This window comes from uncultured Arthrobacter sp., assembly GCF_902805515.1.
Classification (GTDB): domain Bacteria; phylum Actinomycetota; class Actinomycetes; order Actinomycetales; family Micrococcaceae; genus Arthrobacter_D.
This window is the reverse complement of record NZ_CADCTE010000206.1, coordinates 1-20479: the sequence shown is the minus strand read 5'-3', so window position 1 is coordinate 20479 and position 20479 is coordinate 1. Positions and strand designations below refer to the sequence as shown.

Sequence of the window (20479 nt, the reverse complement as noted above, 5' to 3'; positions counted from 1 at the left end):
CATCGCCGAGCTGCGGGGCGTTCACCGCCTGCTGCCGCAGCAGGGCGACGGCGGGTCCCTGCCCTTCGACGCCCCGGTGTCGGTGAAGGAAGCCGTGCTGCCCTTCAGCCGGTTCCGGACTCCCGAAGGGGTGGTCGTGGACTCGCTGCTCGGCCCGGAGATGCGCTCCACGGGCGAGGTCATGGGCATCGACCGGTACTTCGACACGGCCTTCGCCAAGAGCCAGGCCGCGGCGAACGCGGCCCTGCCGATCTCGGGCAAGGTCTTCGTCTCCGTGGCCAACCGGGACAAGCGCTCAATCATCCTGCCGGTCAAGCGCCTCGTCGACCTGGGCTTCCAGATCGTCTCGACCGGCGGCACCGCCGATGTGCTCCGGCGCAACGGCATCAGCGCCACCACGGTGCGGAAGGTCGCCGAGGGCGCAGGGGCCGACGGCACGGGCACCGTCGTCGACCTGATCACCAGCGGTGGCATCGACATGATCATCAATACCCCCTCCGGCGGGCAGGCCCGCGGCGACGGGTACGAGATCCGGGCGGCGGCGACCTCCTACGGGCTTCCCGTCGTCACCACCATCCCCGAGGTCGGGGCCGCCGTGCAGGCGATCGAGGCCATGCGCTCCTTCGAATGGTCGGTGACGAGCCTTCAGGAACACGCAGCGAACCTGCGCGCCTCCACGGAGGCCCAGCATGCCTCCTAGCGCCCCGGGACACGACACCGCCCGGCCCGCCGGGGCCCCCCGGCAGCCGTTCGGGGTGCGCCTCGCGGCCGCGCGGCGGCGCCGCGGCGGCCTGTGCATCGGGATCGACCCGCACCCGGCCCTGCTGGCGGCCTGGGACCTGCCGGACAGCCCGGCGGGCCTTGAGCGGTTCTCGCTGACGGTGCTGGAGGTCCTCGGGCCCGAGGCGGCGGCCCTGAAGCCGCAGGTGGCACTGTACGAGCGGCACGGCTCTCAGGGCCTGGCCGTGCTCGAGACGCTGCTGGCCCGGGCGGCGGAGGCGGACGTCCTGACGATCGCCGACGCCAAACGGGGCGACATCGGCTCAACAATGACCGCCTACGCCCAGGCCTGGCTGGCCGAGGGCGCGCCGCTCGCCGCGGACGCCGTCACCCTCAACCCGTACCTCGGTTTCGAATCGCTGCGACCGGCCCTCGACCTGGCCGAAGCCACCGGCCGGGGCGTGTTCGTCCTCGCCCTGACCTCCAACCCCGAGGGGGCCTCGGTGCAGCACACCGGCGGCGCGGAATCGGTGGCGTTGAGGATCGTGCGGGCCGCTGCTGCGGAAAACCAGGCGGCGTCGGCGGCCGGAGTCCCCGGATCCGTCGGCCTGGTCATCGGCGCGACGGTCGGGACCGCGGTGAAGTCCCTTGGCCTTGACCTCGGTGCGCTGAACGGGCCCATCCTCGCCCCCGGCGTGGGGGCCCAGGGCGCGGGCGCCCGCGAACTTGAGGCGGGCTTCGGGGCCGCCCGCCCCCTGGTGCTGCCGACCTCGAGCCGGGCCGTTCTCGCGGCGGGGCCGGATCCGGCACGGCTGCGGGAGGCCGCGCGCTCCGCCCGCCGGGAAGTTGATCCGCTCCCGGCAGTGGATTGATTTTGGGCCGAGCGAGGCGATAGGTTCAAAGCCAGCCCAATCCACCAGACCAGCGGTGACCGGCACTCCGCCGGCCGCCGTTTACTGCAGGGGAGCACTTGTGAGCCTGAAGCCTTTGACGGACGTCGAACGAACTCAGGCCCGGAAGAAGGCCACCGCCGCGCGGGCGGCCCGCGCGGAAATCAAGTCGAGCCTCAAAGCAGGTAAAGTCTCAGTAGCGGAAGTCATCGAGAGCAGCGCCGATGACGAGGCCGTGGGGCGGCTGAAGGTCCTGGACCTGCTCAAGGCCCTCCCGGGGGTGGGCGACGTACGGGCGGCGGCCATCATGAGCGCCGTCGGCATAGCCCCCACGCGCCGTGTGCGCGGGCTGGGAATCCACCAGCGCAAAGCGCTCATTGACCATTTGAACGATTCAAACCCTGGCTCCGCCAGGAAGTGAGGAACTACGTGTCGAAGCCGCGGCTGACAGTACTGGCCGGGCCTACGGCCGTGGGCAAGGGGACCGTCTCCACCTATATCCGGGACAACTATCCCGACGTGTGGCTGTCGGTGTCGGCCACCACCCGGCCCCCGCGCCCCGGCGAGGTCCACGGGGTCCACTACTTCTTCGTCTCCCCGGAGGAGTTCGACGCCCTCGTCTCCGACGGGCAGCTGCTCGAATGGGCAGTGGTGCACGGACGCAACCGGTACGGGACCCTGCGCAGCACCGTGCAGGAGGCCATGGACGAGGGCCGGTGCGTGCTCCTGGAGATTGACCTGCAGGGTGCCCGGCAGGTCAAGGAGACGATGCCCGAGGCGAATTTCGTGTTCCTTGCCCCTCCCACGTGGGAGGAATTGGTCCGCCGGCTGATCGGCCGCGGCACCGAAAGCACCGAGGAACAGCAGCATCGGCTGGAAACAGCTAAACTGGAGCTTGCCGCCGAACCGGAGTTTGACCACACCGTGGTCAATGACAGTGTCGAACACGCGGCTGACGAGCTTGTTTCGCTGATGGGACTGCGCCCCCTGCAGCGCTAAAGCGCAGGCCATGAATAAGTAACAGCTCAAGTAACAGCTAATTTTTGGAGATATTCCGTGTCAACACAGCCCGAAGGCATCATCAACCCGCCGATCGATTCGCTCCTTGAGGCATCGGACTCGAAGTACGCGCTGGTCATCTACGGTGCCAAGCGCGCCCGCCAGATCAACGCCTACTACTCGCAGCTCCACGAGGGCCTCTTCGAGTACGTCGGCCCCCTGGTCGACACCCGGCTGAACGAGAAGCCGCTGTCCATCGCCCTGCGCGAGATCGACGAGGGAATGCTCGTCGCCGCACCCATGGAGCAGGCCGAGTAACGGCCCCGACGGGCAGGATCCGAACGTGAGGGTAGTCCTCGGCGTTGGAGGAGGGATCGCGGCGTACAAGGCCGCATCCCTCCTCCGCCTCTTTACCGAGGCAGGCCACGAAGTCACAGTCATCCCGACGGACAACGCCACGAAGTTCGTGGGCGCCGCGACCTGGGAGGCCCTCTCCGGCCGCACGGTGAGCAACAGCGTCTTCGACGACGTGGAAAAGGTGAACCACGTCCGGCTCGGGCACGAGGCCGACCTGATCGTGGTTGCCCCGGCCACCGCGGACATCCTCGCGCGCGCCGCCGCAGGGCTGGCCAACGACCTGCTCACGGGCACGCTGCTGATGGCCTCAGGGCCGGTGTTTATGGCCCCGGCGATGCACACCGAGATGTGGCGGCATCCCGCGACCACCGCGAACGTGGCCCTCCTGCGCTCCCGCGGCGTTCACGTGATGGAGCCGGCCACCGGGCGCCTGACCGGGTCCGACTCCGGGCCCGGGCGCCTTCCGGAGCCGGCCGACATCTTCGCCGCCGCCCTCGCCTTCCACCGCAGCCGCACCGGTCCCGCCGCCGGACCGCTGGCCGGACGCACCGTCACCATCACCGCGGGCGGAACCCGCGAGCCGCTCGACCCGGTCCGCTTCCTCGGCAACCGGTCCTCCGGCAAGCAGGGGATGGCCCTCGCCGAAGCCGCGCTGGCCGCCGGCGCGTCGGTCAACCTCATCGCCGCGGCCGTCGAGGTGCCGGCCCCGGCCGGGGTGCGCCTGACCCGCGTCGAGACGGCCCTTGAGCTGCGCAGCGCCGTACTGGCCTCCCTCGCGGACTCCGACGTGCTCATCATGGCGGCCGCCGTCGCCGACTTCCGCCCGGCGGAGGTCGCGGAGTCCAAGATCAAGAAGACCGACGACGCCGCCGAGCCCGTCCTCCAGCTGGTGCGCAACCCCGACATCCTCGCCGAGAGCGTGCTGCGGCGCGCCGACTCGGGAGGCCCCGCCGTGATCGTGGGATTCGCCGCCGAGACCGGGGACCAGGACACCGACCCGCTCACGCACGCCCAGCTGAAACTCAAACGCAAGGGCTGCGACCTGCTGGTCCTCAACGTCGTGGGCCGGGACCTTGTCTTTGGCGCCGACACCAGCGCCGCGCTCATCCTGGCGGCGGACGGCAGCGAACCGGTGCCGGTCCAGGGCAGCAAACGCGAGGTCGCCGAGGCGGTCCTCGCCCGCGCCACGGCGGCGCTGGACGCCTGACCCGCGCGGTTCCCCGTTACGCCGCCCGCACCTTACGAACCCGAACCAAGTAGAGTGAGCACGTGAATCCTGCCAGCCCCAATCCTGCCGCGCTGCGGCTTTTCAGCTCCGAATCGGTCACCGAGGGCCACCCCGACAAGATCTGCGACCAGATCAGCGACGCCATCCTCGATGCCATGCTCCAGGCGGACCCTGACGCCCGGGTGGCCGTGGAGACACTGGTCACCACGGGACTGGTCCACGTCGCGGGTGAGGTCACCACCGAGGCCTACGTCGAGATCCCCGAGATCGTGCGCAACACCATCCTCGGGATCGGCTACGACTCCTCGGCCAACGGGTTCGACGGCGCCCGGTGCGGCGTCTCGGTGTCCATCGGCCAGCAGTCCCCGGAGATCGCCTCAGGCGTCTTCCACTCGCTGGAGGTGCGCGAAGGAAAAGGCCTCGACCCCTATGACGCCCAGGGCGCCGGTGACCAGGGCATCATGTTCGGCTACGCCAGCGACGAAACCCCCGTGCTGATGCCCGCGCCGATCTGGCTGGCGCACCGGCTCTCGGAGCAGCTGACGGCCGTGCGCAAGGACGGAACGCTTCCCTACCTGCGGCCCGACGGCAAGACCCAGGTCACCATCGGGTACGACGGCGACACCCCGGTCTCGGTCGACTCCGTCGTCATCTCCTCCCAGCACGCCGCGGAGGTCTCCCTCGACGAGCTGCGTGCGGACCTCGTCACCCACGTCATCAACCCGGTCCTCGAAACCTCCGACCTGGACGCCTCCTCCGTGCGGCACATCCTCAACCCGGGCGGCGCGTTCGTCATCGGAGGTCCGGTCGGGGACGCCGGCCTGACCGGCCGGAAGATCATCGTTGACACCTACGGCGGAAGCGCCCGCCACGGCGGGGGAGCCTTCAGCGGCAAGGACCCCTCGAAGGTCGACCGTTCCGCGGCCTACGCGATGCGTTGGGTCGCCAAGAACGTCGTGGCCGCAGGACTGGCCCGCCGGGCCGAAATCCAGGTCGCCTACGCCATCGGCATGGCTCATCCGGTTGGGATCTACGTCGAGACCTTCGGCACCGAGACGGTCGACCCCCTGGCGATCGGCAGGGCGATCCGGGAGATCTTCGACCTGCGCCCGCTTGGCATCATCAACGCCCTCGACCTCAAGCGGCCCATCTACCAGAAGACCGCGGCCCACGGGCACTTCGGCCGCGAGGACGAAGGGTTCAACTGGGAGCTGACCGACCGCGTCGACAAGCTGCGGAGCTACTTCAACGCCTGATCGGCGGCATAATTTCCCTATGACCACCAGCACGGGCGCCGACGGCGGGCAGCTGTCACTGCTCCATGGCTTCGGCGCGCCGCGCCTGCCCTCGGGCAGCCCCGGCGCGGCGAAGACCAACCCGGTGGCGCAGGTGATCCTTGAGTCCCCGCTGCCGCACCTCGACCGGGTCTTCGACTACTACGTGCCGGAGGAACTCGATGGCGAGGCGGTGCCCGGCGCCCGCGTGAAGGTCCGCTTCGCCGGGCGGGAGCACACCGGGTACATCGCCGGCCGCATCCCGTCCTCGGAGGCCAAGGCCACGCTGCTTCCCCTGGCGAAGGTGGTCTCCTCCCATCCGGTCCTCACCCCTGAAGTCCTGGAGCTGGCCCGTGCGGTGGCCGCGCGGTTCGCCGGGACCGTCAGCGACGTCCTGCGGGCGGCCGTGCCGCCGCGGGCGGCGCGCGTGGAAAAGGAGTTCGACGGCGGGCCCGCCCCGGCACCGGTGCAGCTGCCCGCGGTGGTTCCCGCCCGCTCCGCCGGTTCGGGCAGCTACAGCCGGTACGTGCACGGGGAGGCGTTCCTGCTGCACCTTGCGGCGGGGGAGTCCCCGCGCGCGGTGCTCACGACGGTCGGCGGGTACGGACCGCAGTCGTGGCCGGAGGAGATCGCCGACGCGGTGGCCGCGGTGGTCACCAGCGGCCGGGGCGCCGTCGTCGTCGTTCCCGACCAGCGCGACCTTGCCCGCGTGGAGGCGGCGCTGGTGCGCCGGCTGGGCGAAGAGGCAGTGGCCCGGATGACGGCGGAGGACGGCCCGACACCGCGCTACCGCAGTTTCCTGCGCCTGCTGCACGGGCAGGCCCGGGTGGCCGTCGGCACCCGGTCGGCGGCCTACGCGCCGGTGCGGGACCTGGGCCTGGTGGTGCTGTGGGATGACGGCGACGACCTCCACTTCGAGCAGCGGGCGCCCTACCAGCACGCCCGCGAGGTGCTGCTGCTGCGCGCCGAACAGGAGGGGACGGCGGCGCTGATCGCCTCGGTCTCGCGCAGCACCGAGGCGCACCGGCTCGTCGAGACGGGGTGGGCGCGGTCCATCCACGCCGAGCGCTCCGAGATCCGCCGCCGGGTCCCGCGCGTCCAGCACGCCACCGACGCCTTCCAGCTCGAACGCGACCCCCTCGCCGCGCAGGCACGGATCCCCTCGGCCGCCTGGCGGGCGGCCCAGGACGGGCTCACCCGGGGCCCGGTGCTGCTCCAGGTGGCCCGCACCGGGTTTTCCCCGGCGACCGCCTGCGCCACCTGCCGCCAGCCGGCCCGCTGCCGGCACTGCACCGGCCCGCTGGCCCAGCAGAGCCGCGGAGGCATCCTGGGCTGCCGGTGGTGCGGGCGCCCCGACCCGAACTGGCACTGCCCCACCTGCGGGGGCACCGCCATCCGGGCCACCGTGGTCGGCGCCACCCGTACCGCCGAGGAGCTGGGCCGGGCCTTCCCCGGAACCGCCGTCGTCTCCTCGGCCGGCGAGCACATCGTCGACACCGTGCCGGACACCCCGGCGGTGGTCATCGCCACCCCCGGGGCCGAGCCGGTGGCCGAGGGCGGCTACGCCGCGGTTATCCTGCTCGACGGTACGGCCATGCTCAGCAGGGAATCGATGCGGGCCGGGGAGGATACCCTCCGGCGCTGGTTCTCGGCGGCCGTGCTGGCCCGTCCGGCCGGCGAGGGCGGCCTCGTGGTCGTTTCGGCCGACGACGACACGACAGCCGGGCACCTCGTGCGCTGGGATCCGATGGGGGCGGCGGCCCGCGAAGCGGCACTGCGCCACGAACTGGGCCTTCCTCCGGCGGTCCGGTATGCGGCACTGACGGGAAGCCGTGAGGCGCTGGCGGCCTTTATGGAGGGAATCGACCCGGACCTGTTCCTGCGCACCGTCGGACCGGTTCCGGCGCCGCCCCCGCCGTGGCGTGCCGCCGAACGGGATTCCGGCCACCTCGCCGGCGACGGGGCGAGCCGGCTGCTGCTGTTTTTTAGCTACCGCGGTGCCGCCGCGGCGGTTGGGGCGCTCCGCACCCGCCGCGCGGTGCTCTCGGCCCGGCGCACCACCGAGCCGGTGTCCATCCGCTGCGACGCCCTGGACCTGCTGTAGCCGGGGCGGGCCCGGCGCCTCCGTGGGCGCCGCGCCTCAGGCCGAGATGTCGGCGACCGTGGCCTGCAGGCCCGCGATGAGCTGATCGGCGTCCACCACGGCCCCGACACCGTGTTCCCCGCTGCCCATCCCGATCCGCCGGCCGGCGATCCGTTCGTCGGCGAACACCGGCCAGGCCATGGCGCTGCCGAGCGGGGTGATGGTGCCGCGTTCGTACCCGGTGACGGCAAGGGCCACCGAGGCGTCGGGGAGCAGGAGCTTGTTGACGCCCACCACCGCCCGAAGCTTCGGCCAGGCGATCTGCCGGTCCAGGGGTACCAGCGCGAAGAGGAAGGTGCCGTTGTGGCGCTTGACCAGCATCGATTTCACGAAGTCTGCCCGGTCGAGCCCGAGCTCGGTTGCGTGCGTGCGCTCCACGAATTCCACGGCGATACCCCGCGCGGCCGCGTCGGCCTCCACCCGTTCCCGTCCCGTTCCCACCAGGAACCCTTCCTTCTGCTGCCCGGCGGGATCCGCAGCTTCGCGGTCCCGCCGGGCTTGTGTTTAACAGACTGGGCGGCACGCCGCCGGTTGGGGCTCAGGCGTGCCGTCGCCTAGGCATCACCCATCATGAGGCCCTCGATCGAGTGCTTCTGGGTGATCGGCGTCAGCTCGTCCACGATCGGGCAGCTCAGGTGGTTCCGGACACGCTCGGGGAGCGAGTCGTAGAACGTCCGGGTGACCGCCATGTCGTGGTGCTCTGCGTTGCCTGCGCCGGGGGCGTCCACCCCGAGTACCAGGACCGGCCGTGACTTCTGTGAGAAGTTCTGGGTGCCCCGGTGGATGGTCAGCGCCGAGCGTGCGGAGATGTCACCCATCTTCGGGTACTTCCGCTGCGCCAGCGCTTCGTAGCGGCCGTAGGCCGACTTCGGGGGGAACATTTCGTGGTCGAACCCCTCCGGAAGATCCCACTGGGTAGTGGGGGCCACCTCGAAGGGCCCCATGTCCTCCTCGGTGTCAACGGCCGTAAGGTTGAAGGCCAGCGAGTTCAGGCGCCCGCCCACCCGGGTTTCCTCCGGCATGGGGAAGTCCCGGTGCCACGGCTGGTTGACGGCGCCGGCGCCGGGGATGTCGAAGCCGAGCTCGACGAACTGGTAATCCGGGCCGAGCACGGACTCGCAGACCATCTGCACCCACGGGTGGTCGACAAGCTCCAGCCAGCCCCGCATCTGCTCAGGGTGGATCTCCACGTAGTGGCGGTTCGGTCCTCGGCCGACGGCGCCGCCGGGCCGGGAGAGGGCCTCCTGAAAGGCGACGTCGATGTCTTCGGCCATCCGCTGCGCCCACTCGCGGGAGAAGGCGCCCTTCCGGGCAATGATCCCGTCCGTGTAGAGCCCGGTCACGGCGGCCACCACTTCCGCATCGGCCCCGTCGGGGATCGGGATGTCCAGCGGCTCAACGCTCTTGGCGAGGTTTGTCATGAGGTCCTTTTCCATTGACTGCTTTGGCATGAAAGCCTCAATCTTATCCGTCCGCGGAGGCAGCGAAGAGTTCGCAGGCGGTGTCGTAGTACCGCGTGGACACCCCGAGGTGCCGCATTCCGATCCTCCCGCACACCCCCTGCGAGGCCAGGTTCAGCGGATGGGTGACCGCCACAACCCGCTGCAGACCCTGCTCGAAGCCGTGCTGCAGGATGGTGGAAGCCGCCTCGGCTGCGTAGCCCCGGCCCCAGAAGTCCGGGTGGAAGTGCCACCCGATTTCGGTCTCGTTGCCCGGACCCGGCACCCCGGCGGACAGGGGAATCGGCTTGAGCAGGAGCACCCCGGCCAGCCGCCGGTCTTCCGCCACCTCGACCGCCCAGATCCCGTGCACCCCGTCGTCCCGGCGCCGCCAGGCCTCGAGGCGTTCGCGCGCCTCCGCCGGGTGCGCCATAAGGCGTGGAACCGGGCCGATGAAGCGCTGTACCTCGAGGCGCGAGTAGAGGTCCAGGACGAAGCCGGCGTCCTCCTCCGTCCAGTTCCGCAGTGCCAGGCGGTCCGTGGAGTAGGTGAGCATTCCCCAAGTCTGCCACTCCCGCTTGAGGCGGGGGTGCGGGAGGTTCCGCCGCTGGGAGAGCCGGCCACCGGCCCGACGTCTCGGCCGGAATCCGTGGTCGAGAAAAGTAGTAGACAGGGCGGTCTGCTGCTCCGTAGCCTTATGTGGGTCAGATGTGAAAGATGAGCAACCTGTAGCAATTTGAGACATTGTCAGAGCCACCGGAGCATGGTCCGGAACACGGGTGGCCCTGCAGCCCGGTACCTCCGCGCCGGTTCCGGACCGCGTCCCGCCCCGACCGACACCGGCCTCGACCGACACCGAACAGTGCCATTCGAGGTGCCGCTGTCCCGGCAGCAGGCCGGGACAGCAGCCTCCCAACACCCGCACAGCCCGCCCTGCCTACCGGTACCCTCTGGAGACCCCTTGCGTATCCCTTCCCCCCTTAGTTCCGTGCTGGCCGCTGCGCTGGTGGTCCCGGTCCTGTTCTCCTCGAGCGCGCCGGCCCAGGCTCTGCCGGCGCCCCCGCCGCCCGCCGCTCCGGCCGATCCCGCCCCGGCCGGTTCCGCCAGCACCGAGCGGGACGGCGACTCGACCCGGTACCTTGTCCGGTTCGCCCCCGGCTCCGACGTCGCCGCGCAGGCGCGGGAGCTGCGCTCGCGCGGGATCGGCGTCGGACGCACCTTCTCGGCCGCGGTGCGGGCCGCCGTGGTGACTGCGACCCCGGGCCAGGCCGCCGCTCTCGAGCGGAAGGCCGGAGTCGCCGCTGTGGAGGTCGACGCGCCGGTTCGAATTTCCGCAACGCAGTACTCCGCCCCGTGGGGCCTTGACCGGATCGACCAGCGGACCCTTCCGCTGTCCGGAACCTACCTCGCCCGCGCAACGGGCGCTGGCGTGAGCGCCTATGTGATCGATACCGGCGTGCTGGGTTCGCACAGGGACTTCGGCACCCGCGTGGCCCCCGGGTGGAGCGCCGTGGCGGACGGGCCGGGCGACGGTGACTGCAACGGACACGGGACGCACGTCGCCGGAAGCGTCGCGGGGGCCACCTACGGCGTCGCCAAGTCCGCGACCATTATCCCGGTGCAGGTGCTCGACTGTGCCGGATCGGGGTACACCTCCGATGTGGTGGCGGGGCTTGACTGGGTCGTCGCCGACCACCCGGCGGGCACCGCCGCGGTGGCCAACCTCAGCCTTGGCGGGGGCATCAGCTCGACCGTTGACGCGGCGCTGCAGGGCGTCATCAACGACGGCGTGACGGCGGTCGTGGCGGCAGGGAACTCAAAGGCGGACGCCTGCGGCTCCTCGCCGGCGAGGGTCCCGGCCGCCCTGACCATCGCCGCAAGCGACCGCGCGGACGCCCAGGCCCCCTTCTCCAATCACGGAACCTGCGTCGACCTGTACGCGCCCGGGGTCGGCATCACCTCCGCCTACTACACCTCGGCAACGGCCACGGCCTCCCTGTCCGGCACCTCGATGGCAGCTCCGCATGCTGCCGGGGCCGCGGCCGTGCTGCTTTCCCAAAACCCGGCGCTCACCCCCGCCCAGGTGTCGGCCTCCCTCATCGGCGGTGCGACCCCCGGCGCGATAACTGACGCAACGGCGGGTACGCCCAACCGGCTGCTGCACGCGGCGTCGGGCGCCGCAATTTCCGACGCCGTCGCCCCCGCAGTCACCAGCCGCACCCCCGGCGCCAATGCCCTGAGCGTTGCAGGCACGGGCAATGTGTCGGCCACCCTCAGCGAGGCCGTCACCGGCGTGGGCACCTCAACGTTCGTACTGAAAGATGCCGCAGGTACGGTCGTTCCCGCGGTGGTGACCTACAACGCCACCACCCGTACCGCAGTGCTCGACCCGACGTCGACCCTGATCGCCGACCGAAAGTACACCGCCACCCTCTCGAGTGGTCCCATCCTCGACGGCGCCGGCAACGCGCTGGCCGCCACGGGCTGGTCCTTCACGACGGGACCCGCACCCACCGTGACCGCCCGCATCCCGGGCATCAACGCCGTCGGAGTCAAGCGCGGCGCGAACATCGCGGCCACCTTCAGCGAGCCGGTCCAGGGTGCGGGGACCACCACGTTCCGGCTGAAGAATGCGGCGACCGGCGCAGCGGTGTCGGCGACCGTCGCCCGGAACGGCACCACGAACCAGTGGATCCTCAATCCCGGAGTGACCCTGGCAGCGAACACCCGGTACACCATCACGCTCGCCGGAGGCACCACGGGGATCCGGGACCTGGTCGGAAACCCGTCAACCAGCTCGAGCTGGACCTTCACCACCGGTTCGCTCTAGTCGCCATCCGACCGGCCGTAATTTCGACCGGCGGTAACCCCGACCGGCTGGAACCCCGGCCGGTCGAGGTTCCGGGAAAGCCCTCGTCGGCGCGTAGACTCTCCTCGCGCCGTTCATGGCACGGCGCGTCACGAGCAACACGATGGGGGAATCAGCGGTGCTGAAGTTTTCACGGATCGAACGGGGCATCCTCTGGGGCACGTTCTGGGCCGGGCTGGCGGTTGCCGCGGGCGTGATGATCGGCACCGGTGTGCAGGTGGCCTCGCTGTGGCAGGGGGAATTCACCGGGTCGGTGCCGCTGGTCAACGGTCACATCCCGGAGTTCGCTGAGGAGAACCCGCTTGTGGTTGCCGGCGGGTACGACACCGCCTTCATCACCGTGCAGGATCCTCCGACCGGCGCGCTGGTCATGCTGACGGTGGCGGCGGTGATCCGGTGTGCCGCCGCTGTGGCGGTCTGTGCCGCCGCCGCACTGCTGAGCCGCCACCTGCTTCGGTTCCGCCCGTTCGCGAAGGTGGTCTCGTCCGCCCTGGCCGCCAGCGGGGTAGCACTGCTCCTTGCCGCGGTAATCCCCGGCATGCTTGAGGCGATGGCCACCACCACCGTCGCGGACTCCCTCGGGCTGCTTGTGCCATTCGCGGACGGCGCCGTTGAAGGGATCGCACTGACGGGCCCGGCGGTTGAGCTCCCCGGGCTCACGGTGGGAGTTCTCCTGATCCTGGTCGCCACGGCCTTCCAGGTGGCGGAGCGCACCCGGCAGGCGGTCCCCGCCCCGGCCTGAGACCGGTTAGGGCATTCCACCGGGCGGCCGTCAGGTGTGTCGTGAGCCTTGGTAGCGTTCGACCGGCGCCCTGTCCGGGCTTCCCGCCCGGCGCAGGGCGTGAAGGGAGATCCTGCCGGCCCAGAACAGCAGGACGCCGACGACGAGCCCCGTGAGGGAAAAGAGGTTGTCCCTCACGATCAGGGAGTAGCTGCTGAGCAGGATCAGCAGGACGGGCAGGAGGAGAGCCGCCGCGCCGAGGGCCATCGGCGGCCGGCGGGAGCCCGCCGGCTCGGCGGTGCGGAGGTTGTCGAGGGTCGCGTTGAGGAGCTGGGCCGCGAACGCGAGGAAGATGGCGGCCAGGATGCCGGCCGTCACCGGGGCCGGCTTCCAGATGGTCTCCCAGCCGGTCACCACCGTCAGGACAAGGATTCCGACCAGCGGTTCGGTGCGGACCAGTCCCGACGGCGGTCCTCCTGCCTGGGCTCCGCGCGCAGCATCCCTTGTCCCCACCGGTTCCCCCTGACCGTGCGGGAGTCCCCAGTGACCCGCCGCGTGCAGCCAATGTAGCACCGGGGCGCGCTGGTGCCGAGGAACACCGCCGCCGGCCTCAGTAGCCGGCGGGGGTGCCGCCGGTGGAGCCGCCCGCGGTGTACCGGGCGGCCAGGGCCTCGGAACCGCGGGCCAGGAGGGCGACGTCGGCCCCGACGAGGAGAAAGGAGGCACCGGCGTCGAGGTAGCCCCGCGCCGTGTCGGGCGAGAAGGCATTGACGCCGGCCGGCGTGCCGGCAGCGCGGGCGGCGCGCAGGCACTTCTCGACGGCGGCGCGCACGTCAGGGTGTTCCTGTTCCCCGAGGTGCCCCATCGACGCGGCGAGGTCCGATGGGCCGAGGAAGATCGCGTCGACCCCGTCCACGGCGAGGATGTCCTCGACGGCGTCGACCGCCGCCGTGGACTCGATCTGCACGGTGACGCTGATGGTTTCGCCGGCGCGCGCCAGATAATCCGGGATCCGGTTCCACCGGGCGGCCCGGGCCAGGGCGGAGCCCACACCGCGCACGCCGGAGGGCGGGTAGCGGGTTGCGGCCACCGCCGCCGCGGCCTCGGCGGCGGAGTTCACCATCGGCACGAGCAGGTTCTGCACGCCGAGGTCAAGGTACTGCTTGATGAGCACCGTGTCGTTGACCGGTGGACGGACCAGGGTGGTGACCGGGTACCCGTTGACGGCCTGGAGCTGGGCCAGGATGGACTCGAGGCCGTTGGGGCTGTGTTCGGCATCCACCAGGAGCCAGTCAAGGCCGGACCCGGCGCAGATCTCGGCGACCAGTGGGCTGCCGGAGCAGACCCACATGCCGGCCAGCGGACGGTCCGCGGCGGCCAGCGCCTCCCGGAAGGTGGCGTCGGGTGCTATTCGAAGCGGCATGTGATGCTCCCCAGGGGTCCGTAGTCGGCGTGGATCGTGTCTCCGGGATCGACCCAGAGCGGCCGGGTGAAGGAGCCGGCGAGGATGGTGTCCCCGGCCCTCATGCCCTCCCCATGGGCGGCGATCTTGTTGGCGAGCCAGTGCACCCCGGCGGCGGGATGATTCAGGACGCCGGCGGCCACACCCGTCTCCTCGACCGTCTGGTTCTTGTAGAGGATGGCCGCCACCCAGCGCAGGTCCACCGCCTCCGGGCGCACCGGATTGCCCCCGAGCACCATGGCGCCCATGGCGGCGTTGTCCGCGATGGTGTCGACGATGGTGCGGCCCTCCATTTCGATCCGGGAATCGAGGATCTCCAGGGCGGGCACGACGTAGTCGGTGGCGTTCAGGACATCGATGATCGTGCAGCCCGGTCCGGCGAGGTCGGTCTTGAGCACGAAGGCCAGCTCCACCTCCACCCGGGGACGGGTGTACCGCTCCCACTGCACCGAGCACCCGGATTCGAAGACCATGTCGTCGAAGATCGCGCCGTAGTCGGGCTCGGTGATGCCCGTGGCGGCCTGCATCGCCCTCGAAGTGAGACCGATCTTCCGGCCCACCAGCTTCCGGCCCGCGTCCTCGCTGCGCTGCCGCCACAGGCGCTGGACGGCGTAGGAGTCCTCGACGGTCATGGCGGGGTAGCGGGCGGTGAGCAGGGGAACCGGGGCGCGGGACCGTCCGGCTTCAAGCAGTTCGTCGGCTATCGATTCGATGGTGGCGGGATTCAGCATTCGGTGCTCCGTTCAGCAGCAGGAAGGGGAGGCGCCCGCGCCGGGCGGGCCGCGGGGTCAGAGCTGGGCGCCGACCTTGAATCCCTTGTCCTCTTCGCCGGGCTGGCGGGTGTAGGAGAAGCCGTCGGCACCCACCGTGACGGCCATCTCGGAGGCGTCGGTGCGCGCGATGACCGGCTGGGGATTGCCGTCGAGGTCGAGCACGAGGGAGGCCTCGGTGTACCAGCTGGGGACGACGGGGTTGCCCCACCAGTCCCGGCGCTGGTTGTCGTGCACATCCCAGGTCACCGTGGGGTTGTCGGGATCGCCCGTGTAGTAGTCCTGGGTGTAGATCTCGATCCGGTGCCCGTCCGGGTCAAGGATGTACAGGTAGAACGCGTTGGAGACCCCGTGCCGGCCGGGGCCGCGTTCGATCCGGTCGCTGATCCGCAGGGCGCCCATCTTGTCGCAGATCTGGATGATGTTGTGCTTCTCGTGGGTGGCGAAGGCGACGTGGTGCATGCGGGGTCCGTCGCCGCCGGTCAGGGCGGTGTCGTGGACCGTCTGCTTGCGGTGCAGCCAGGCGGCGTAGGTGACGCCGTTGGAGTCCTGGATGTCCTCGGAGACGCGGAAGCCGAGGTCCTCGAGGTACCTGCGGCCGCGGGGGACGTCGGGGGTGACCTGGTTGAAGTGGTCGAGGCGGACCAGTTCCCCGGCGGAGTAGAGGTCGTAGCGCTGGGTGAGGCGTTCGACGTGCTCGGTCTCGTAAAAGAATTCGTACGGGAAACCCAGGGGGTCCTCGACCCGCACCGAATCGCCGATCCCCTTGGTGAACCCTTCGGCCCGGCGCTCGGTGCGGCAGCCCAGCTCCCGATAGTAGGCCTCCGCGGCGTCCACCTCGGCGGGAGACTTCACCCGATAGGCGAAGGCTGCCACGGCCGCCACGGGCCCCTGCCGCAGGACCAGGTTGTGGTGGATGAATTCCTCGAGGGAGCGCAGGTAGATGGTGTTTTCGTCCTCCTCGGTGACATGGAGGCCGAGGACGCCGACGTAGAACTCCCGCGACCGCGCGAGGTCGGTGACAACGATCTCCATGTAGGCGCAGCGGACAATGTCGGGCGCCGGGAGGGTGGGGGTGGGGACGAGGTCGGTCATTGAGGTTCTCTCTTCTTCGAGCAGGTGAGGGAGGTGCGGTGGGTGCTGGTTTCAGCCTTCGTTGGCCGCGGAGGCCTCGACGTTTCCGAATTTCGCGGTGTGGACGGTGCCCAGGGAGATGTGCACTGCCTGCTGATCGGTGTAGAAGTCGATGGACCGGTACCCGCCCTCATGGCCCAGCCCGGAGGCCTTGACCCCGCCGAAGGGGGTGCGCAGGTCGCGGACGTTGTGACTGTTGAGCCACACCATGCCGGCCTCCACGTTCTGCGAGAAGGTGTGGGCACGGGTGAGGTTCTGCGTCCAGATATACGCGGCGAGCCCGTAGCGGGTGTTGTTCGCGAGGGCGAGGGCCTCGGCGTCGGTGTCGAACGGGGTGATCGCGACCACCGGGCCGAAGATCTCCTCCTGGAAGATCCGCGCCCCGGGGGACACGTCGGCGAACACCGTCGGGGCGATGTAGTTACCCTCCGGCAGGTGCTCGGGGCGGCCGCCGCCGGCCAGCAGCCGGCCCTCGGTCTTGCCGATCTCCACGTAGGAGGCGACCTTCTCGAAGTGCTCCGGGTGGACCAGGGCCCCGACCTCGGTCTTCGGATCGTGCGGATCGCCCACCACGATGTTCTTCGCCCGGGCGGCGAACTTCCCGCAGAACTCCTCGTACACGGGGCGTTCGACGAGGATCCGGGAGCCTGCCGTGCAGCGCTCGCCGTTGAGGGAGAAGACGCCGAAGAGGGCCGAGTCGATGGCGGCGTCGAGGTCGGCGTCGGCGAAGACCACGCAGGGGGACTTCCCGCCGAGTTCCATCGACAGGCCCTTGAGGTTCTCGGCGGCGTTGCGGAAGATTGTCTGCCCGGTGGTGGTCTCGCCGGTGAAGGAGATCAGCGGCACGTCCGGGTGTTTCACGAGGGCGTCCCCGGCCTCCTCGCCGAGACCGTTGACGAGGTTGAACACCCCGTCGGGCAGGCCGGCGTCCCGGAAGATCTGGGCCCAGAGCGAGGCCGACAGGGGAGTGAATTCGGCCGGCTTGAGGACCACGGTGTTGCCGGTGGCCAGGGCGGGCGCGAGCTTCCAGGATTCGAGCATGAAGGGAGTGTTCCAGGGCGTGATGAGCCCGGCGACGCCAATCGGCTTGCGGTTGACATAGTTCAGCTGCGATCCGGGGACCTTCATGGCGTCGTCGAACTGGGCGACGATGAGGTCGGCGAAGAAGCGGAAGTTCTCCGCAGCGCGCAGCGCCTGTCCCTTGGCCTGGGTGATCGGCAGGCCCGTGTCGAAGGTTTCCAGTTCGGCGAGCCGCGCTTCCTGGGCCTCGACGGCGTCGGCGATCCGGTTCAGGACCCGGGCGCGTTCGCGCGGCTTCATTGTCGGCCACGGTCCCTCCAGGAAGGCCTTCCGGGCGGCCGCGACGGCCCGGTCGATGTCCTCCTTTTGGCCGGCGGCGGCGGTGGCGTAGGTGGTGTTGGACACCGGGTCGAGCACATCGAAGGTCTGCCCGCCGAGCGAGTCGACGAACTGTCCGCCGATGTAGTGCTGGATATGGGCGGGCAACCCTTCGGGGACGTGCTGGCCGAGTGCTGTGCTGCTGGAGGTCGTCATTGGAGGTTCCTAACTGGAATCGGCGGCAGAGGACTGCGCGAGGTAGGCGTCAAGGGTGGCACTGCGGTGGAGTCGGGCGGCCTTCTCGATGGCGTCGGCGTCCGCCTGGGACTCGATGAGCCTCAGCAGCGCTTCATGCTCATCGACGGACTCCGTGGCACGGCCGGGAACGAACCGGAAGGTCGAGGAGCGCAGGGAGGCCAGCCGGTTCCAGCCGCGGTGCACGAGGTCGAGGATGTGCGGGTTGGGGCAGTGCTCGAACAGGACGCTGTGGAATTCCTGGTTGAGCCGGGTGAAGCGCACCGGGTCGAAGTCCTTCAGGCAGGCGCGCAGCTGCTCGTTGACGCCCCGGGCCCGGGCGATGTCAGCGGCCCCGAGCAGGGGTGAGGACAAGGCGGTGGCCGCGCCCTCGATGATGCTGAGGGTCTGCATCGTGTAGAGGTATTCGGTGGGATCGATTCCCGCCACGGTGGCACCGATATTGCGCTCGAAGGTCACCAGGCCTTCGGCCTCAAGCCGGCGGATCGCCTCGCGGATCGGCACGACGCTCACCCCCAGGTCCCCGGCGATCCGCGCCAGCACCAGCCGGTGTCCGGGGGAGTAGGTGCCCTCGACGATGCGGGCCTTGATGAGCGCGTAGGCCTGCTCGGACTTGCTGCCGGCGGGCGCCCCCGGAACTGCCTCAGCCACGCTCCGCCGCCCACTCGTCATACCGGGTGCGCCAGGCGGCGTTCAGCGGGTAGAGACCGTCGACGCTGTGGCCCTGTTCGACCATCTCGGCGATAAACGCCTCCTCGCGCTCCTGGGCGACCGAATCCTCGGCGAGTTCCGCGGCGAGTACCGGCGGGATCACCAGGATGCCGTCGGCGTCCGCGACGATGATGTCGCCGGGCTGGACCGTGGCGCCGCCGCAGGCGATGGTGATGTCGGTGTCCCACGGGATGTGCCGGCGGCCGAGGACGGCGGGATGGGGATTGGCGTAGTAGGTGGGCATGTCCAGGGCGGCCACGGCGGAGACATCCCGAACCCCGCCGTCGGTGATGATGGCTGCGGCGCCGCGGACCTGGGCCCGGAGGGCCAGGATGTCGCCGACGGTACCCGTCCCCTTTTCCCCGCGGGCCTCCATGACCAGGACCTCGCCCTCGTGAACGGAGTCGATCGCCCGTTTCTGCGCGTTGTAGCCTCCGCCATGGCTGGCGAAGAGATCTTCCCGGTTGGGCACATACCGCAGGGTGCGGGCCAGCCCCACCACCCGCCGCTGGGGACGGGTGGAGGTGAGGCCGTCGATGCTGACATTGTTCAGGCCGCGCCTGCGGAGCTGGGAGGACAGGGTGGCGGTGGAGACGCTTTCAAGCGCCGCCTTCAGCGCCGGGGTGAGGACCGGTTCCGGCGCCGGCAGGCCTGCGGCTTCGCGGGATCCATACGCCTCCTCCCGCTGGAGGTCATCGGCCCGGGGGAGGGCGCCGAAGTCCGCGAAGGACACCGATCCCTGCTCGACCCGGGTGAGCAGCCGCCCGGAGGTGGGCCCGGGGCTTCCGTCCGCCGTCCGGGCGTCCGAAACCTCGACCTCGACGACGTCGCCGGGCACGGCGACCGAGGCGCCCGCGGGGGTGCCGGTGAGGATGATGTCACCGGGTTCAAGGGTCAGCAGCTGGGACAGGTCGGCGATGAGCCGTGTGAAGGGAAAGAGCAGGTCCGCGGTGGTGTCGTCCTGGACCAGGGCGCCGTTGTGCCAGGTGCGGATGCGCAGGGAGGCCGGATCGAGGGAGTCCGCGGGAATGAGGCCGGGGCCGATCGGGGTGAAGCCGTCGCCTCCCTTGGAGCGCAGGTTGGAGCCCTTGTCCGCGTACCGCAGATCGTAGACGCCCAGGTCGTTGCCGGCGGTGACCCAGCCGACGTGGCTCCAGGCGGCGTCGATGCCGACGCGGCGTGCCGTCCTGCCGATGATCAGCGCGACCTCGCCCTCGAAGCCGAGGAGTTCACACCCGGCCGGGCGCTCGACGGGGGATCCGTTGAGCGCCAGGGAGGACGGCGGCTTGAGGAAGTAGGAAGGCTGCTCCGGGGTGCGTCCCCGCTGCGCGGCCCGGCTCGGATAGTTCAGGTGCACGGCGATGACCTTGCGGGCCGCGGCCAGGGTGGAGTCGGTGACCAGTTTCAGGGCGTGCTCCTCAAGATGTACGAAATCGTATACGAAGTTTAGGAGCAGCCGGAGGGTGCGTCAAGGGCGGTGGGGCGCTACTCCCACCAGGGGAACCGTGAGCGCCGGTCTCCTCCAGCCGTCCGCGCCCCGGCGGCGCCGGGGGAACCGGAGCTGGCGCCCTCCAGCCTTCCGCGCCCCGGCGGCGCCGGGGGAACCGGGCCTTGTCCGCTCACCGCGCCGGCAGTAGCATCAGCTGTACGATAGTCGAACGAAGCGTTCGATAATCGAACTTTCACCACAACGAAGTGAGGAAGCCCGTGCAGTTCCACCACCACGGATACGTCTCGGGTGATCCCCGCGTCCAGCCGGCGGCCGGCACCGGCATCGACCGACCCGACGAACTTCCCGACGAGGTCGACGTGCTGATCGTCGGCACCGGCCCCGCCGGCATGATCGCTGCCGCCCAGCTGTCCCAGTTTCCCGGGATCACCACCCGGATCGTGGAGCGGCGTGACGCCCGGCTCGCCATCGGCCAGGCCGACGGGATCCAGGCACGCAGTGTCGAGACCTTCCAGGCCTTCGGCTTCGCCCAGCGGATCACCGAGGAGGCCTACCGGATCGCCGAGATGGCCTTCTGGAAACCAGACCCGGCGAATCCCGGGCGTATTGTCCGCACGGCGCGGCCCGAGGATGACCCGGCGGGTATCAGTGAGTTCCCGCACCTCATCGTGAACCAGGCCCGCGTGCTCGACTACTTCGCAGAGTTCATGAAGAACTCC

20 protein-coding genes and 1 pseudogene are annotated in these 20479 nt (G+C 70.3%); 11 read left to right on the top strand and 10 right to left on the bottom strand.

Going from position 1 to position 20479, the window contains the following annotated elements; all coding sequences use genetic code 11:
- The 8 genes and pseudogenes from carB to QZX79_RS18450 form a co-directional block, all read left to right on the top strand.
- Positions 1-700, top strand: a pseudogene (carB, locus tag QZX79_RS18485) (carbamoyl phosphate synthase large subunit); the annotation flags it as partial.
- Positions 690-1592 (top strand): orotidine-5'-phosphate decarboxylase, encoded by a 903-nt coding sequence (gene pyrF, locus QZX79_RS18480; RefSeq protein ID WP_294570925.1) that lies wholly within the window; start codon positions 690-692, stop codon positions 1590-1592. The pseudogene carB and the gene pyrF, both read left to right, overlap by 11 nt.
- A gap of 100 nt (positions 1593-1692) precedes the next feature.
- Positions 1693-2031: an integration host factor, actinobacterial type gene (gene mihF / locus QZX79_RS18475; RefSeq protein WP_120165448.1), complete on the top strand. Its 339-nt coding sequence runs from the start codon at positions 1693-1695 to the stop codon at positions 2029-2031.
- Between the two features lie 8 nt (positions 2032-2039).
- A complete protein-coding gene (gene gmk, locus QZX79_RS18470; protein ID WP_294570915.1) occupies positions 2040-2609 on the top strand; it encodes a guanylate kinase in 570 nt (189 codons plus the stop codon).
- A 57-nt stretch (positions 2610-2666) separates the two neighbouring features.
- The gene (gene rpoZ / locus QZX79_RS18465) at positions 2667-2927 is read left to right on the top strand and encodes a DNA-directed RNA polymerase subunit omega (protein WP_120165450.1); all 261 of its coding nucleotides are present in this window, start codon (positions 2667-2669) and stop codon (positions 2925-2927) included.
- A gap of 25 nt (positions 2928-2952) precedes the next feature.
- Complete coding sequence (gene coaBC / locus QZX79_RS18460) at positions 2953-4173, top strand: bifunctional phosphopantothenoylcysteine decarboxylase/phosphopantothenate--cysteine ligase CoaBC (RefSeq protein ID WP_294570910.1); 1221 nt, start codon at positions 2953-2955, stop codon at positions 4171-4173.
- Positions 4174-4235: 62 nt separating this feature from the next.
- The gene (gene metK / locus QZX79_RS18455; RefSeq protein WP_133402295.1) at positions 4236-5450 is read left to right on the top strand and encodes a methionine adenosyltransferase; all 1215 of its coding nucleotides are present in this window, start codon (positions 4236-4238) and stop codon (positions 5448-5450) included.
- Positions 5451-5469: 19 nt separating this feature from the next.
- Complete coding sequence (locus QZX79_RS18450; RefSeq protein ID WP_294570905.1) at positions 5470-7572, top strand: primosomal protein N'; 2103 nt, start codon at positions 5470-5472, stop codon at positions 7570-7572.
- A gap of 36 nt (positions 7573-7608) precedes the next feature.
- Here QZX79_RS18450 and QZX79_RS18445 read toward each other — a convergent pair whose 3' ends face one another.
- From QZX79_RS18445 to QZX79_RS18435, 3 genes are all read right to left on the bottom strand, one after another.
- Positions 7609-8052: an aminoacyl-tRNA deacylase gene (locus tag QZX79_RS18445; RefSeq protein ID WP_294570902.1), complete on the bottom strand. Its 444-nt coding sequence runs from the start codon at positions 8050-8052 to the stop codon at positions 7609-7611.
- Positions 8053-8165: 113 nt separating this feature from the next.
- Positions 8166-9062 carry a phytanoyl-CoA dioxygenase family protein gene (locus QZX79_RS18440; RefSeq protein WP_294570899.1) on the bottom strand — a complete coding sequence of 299 codons (897 nt, stop codon included), beginning with the start codon at positions 9060-9062 and terminating at the stop codon, positions 8166-8168.
- 13 nt (positions 9063-9075) lie between these two features.
- Positions 9076-9606: a GNAT family N-acetyltransferase gene (locus QZX79_RS18435; protein ID WP_294570897.1), complete on the bottom strand. Its 531-nt coding sequence runs from the start codon at positions 9604-9606 to the stop codon at positions 9076-9078.
- A 405-nt stretch (positions 9607-10011) separates the two neighbouring features.
- Between QZX79_RS18435 and QZX79_RS18430 the strand changes: the two genes are divergently transcribed.
- Both QZX79_RS18430 and QZX79_RS18425 read left to right on the top strand, forming a co-directional pair.
- Complete coding sequence (locus QZX79_RS18430; RefSeq protein WP_294570895.1) at positions 10012-11880, top strand: S8 family serine peptidase; 1869 nt, start codon at positions 10012-10014, stop codon at positions 11878-11880.
- A gap of 157 nt (positions 11881-12037) precedes the next feature.
- Positions 12038-12661 carry a hypothetical protein gene (locus QZX79_RS18425; protein WP_294570893.1) on the top strand — a complete coding sequence of 208 codons (624 nt, stop codon included), beginning with the start codon at positions 12038-12040 and terminating at the stop codon, positions 12659-12661.
- Between the two features lie 30 nt (positions 12662-12691).
- On the opposite strand, the gene QZX79_RS18420 is transcribed toward QZX79_RS18425, so the two are convergent.
- The 7 genes from QZX79_RS18420 to QZX79_RS18390 all read right to left on the bottom strand — a co-directional run bounded on the left by QZX79_RS18420 (position 12692) and on the right by QZX79_RS18390 (position 19718).
- Positions 12692-13153: a hypothetical protein gene (locus tag QZX79_RS18420; protein WP_294570888.1), complete on the bottom strand. Its 462-nt coding sequence runs from the start codon at positions 13151-13153 to the stop codon at positions 12692-12694.
- 97 nt (positions 13154-13250) lie between these two features.
- Positions 13251-14063, bottom strand: coding sequence for an HpcH/HpaI aldolase/citrate lyase family protein (locus QZX79_RS18415; protein WP_294570881.1), 813 nt, complete (start codon positions 14061-14063; stop codon positions 13251-13253).
- The gene (hpaH, locus tag QZX79_RS18410; RefSeq protein WP_294570878.1) at positions 14048-14833 is read right to left on the bottom strand and encodes a 2-oxo-hept-4-ene-1,7-dioate hydratase; all 786 of its coding nucleotides are present in this window, start codon (positions 14831-14833) and stop codon (positions 14048-14050) included. Before hpaH ends, QZX79_RS18415 begins: the two co-directional genes overlap by 16 nt.
- Positions 14834-14890: 57 nt before the next feature.
- On the bottom strand, positions 14891-15967 hold the full coding sequence (hpaD, locus tag QZX79_RS18405; RefSeq protein WP_294570876.1) for a 3,4-dihydroxyphenylacetate 2,3-dioxygenase: 1077 nt from the start codon (positions 15965-15967) through the stop codon (positions 14891-14893).
- Between the two features lie 51 nt (positions 15968-16018).
- A complete protein-coding gene (hpaE, locus tag QZX79_RS18400) occupies positions 16019-17560 on the bottom strand; it encodes a 5-carboxymethyl-2-hydroxymuconate semialdehyde dehydrogenase (RefSeq protein WP_294570873.1) in 1542 nt (513 codons plus the stop codon).
- Positions 17561-17569: 9 nt separating this feature from the next.
- Positions 17570-18250 (bottom strand): GntR family transcriptional regulator, encoded by a 681-nt coding sequence (locus QZX79_RS18395; protein ID WP_294570870.1) that lies wholly within the window; start codon positions 18248-18250, stop codon positions 17570-17572.
- Positions 18243-19718, bottom strand: a complete 1476-nt coding sequence (locus QZX79_RS18390) for a fumarylacetoacetate hydrolase family protein (RefSeq protein WP_294570928.1) — start codon at positions 19716-19718, stop codon at positions 18243-18245. The genes QZX79_RS18395 and QZX79_RS18390 overlap by 8 nt, the downstream gene beginning before the upstream one ends.
- 299 nt (positions 19719-20017) lie before the next feature.
- Here QZX79_RS18390 and QZX79_RS18385 point away from each other — a divergent pair.
- Positions 20018-20479 (top strand): FAD-dependent monooxygenase (locus QZX79_RS18385; protein ID WP_294570868.1); only part of this gene is annotated, 462 nt, incomplete at its 3' end.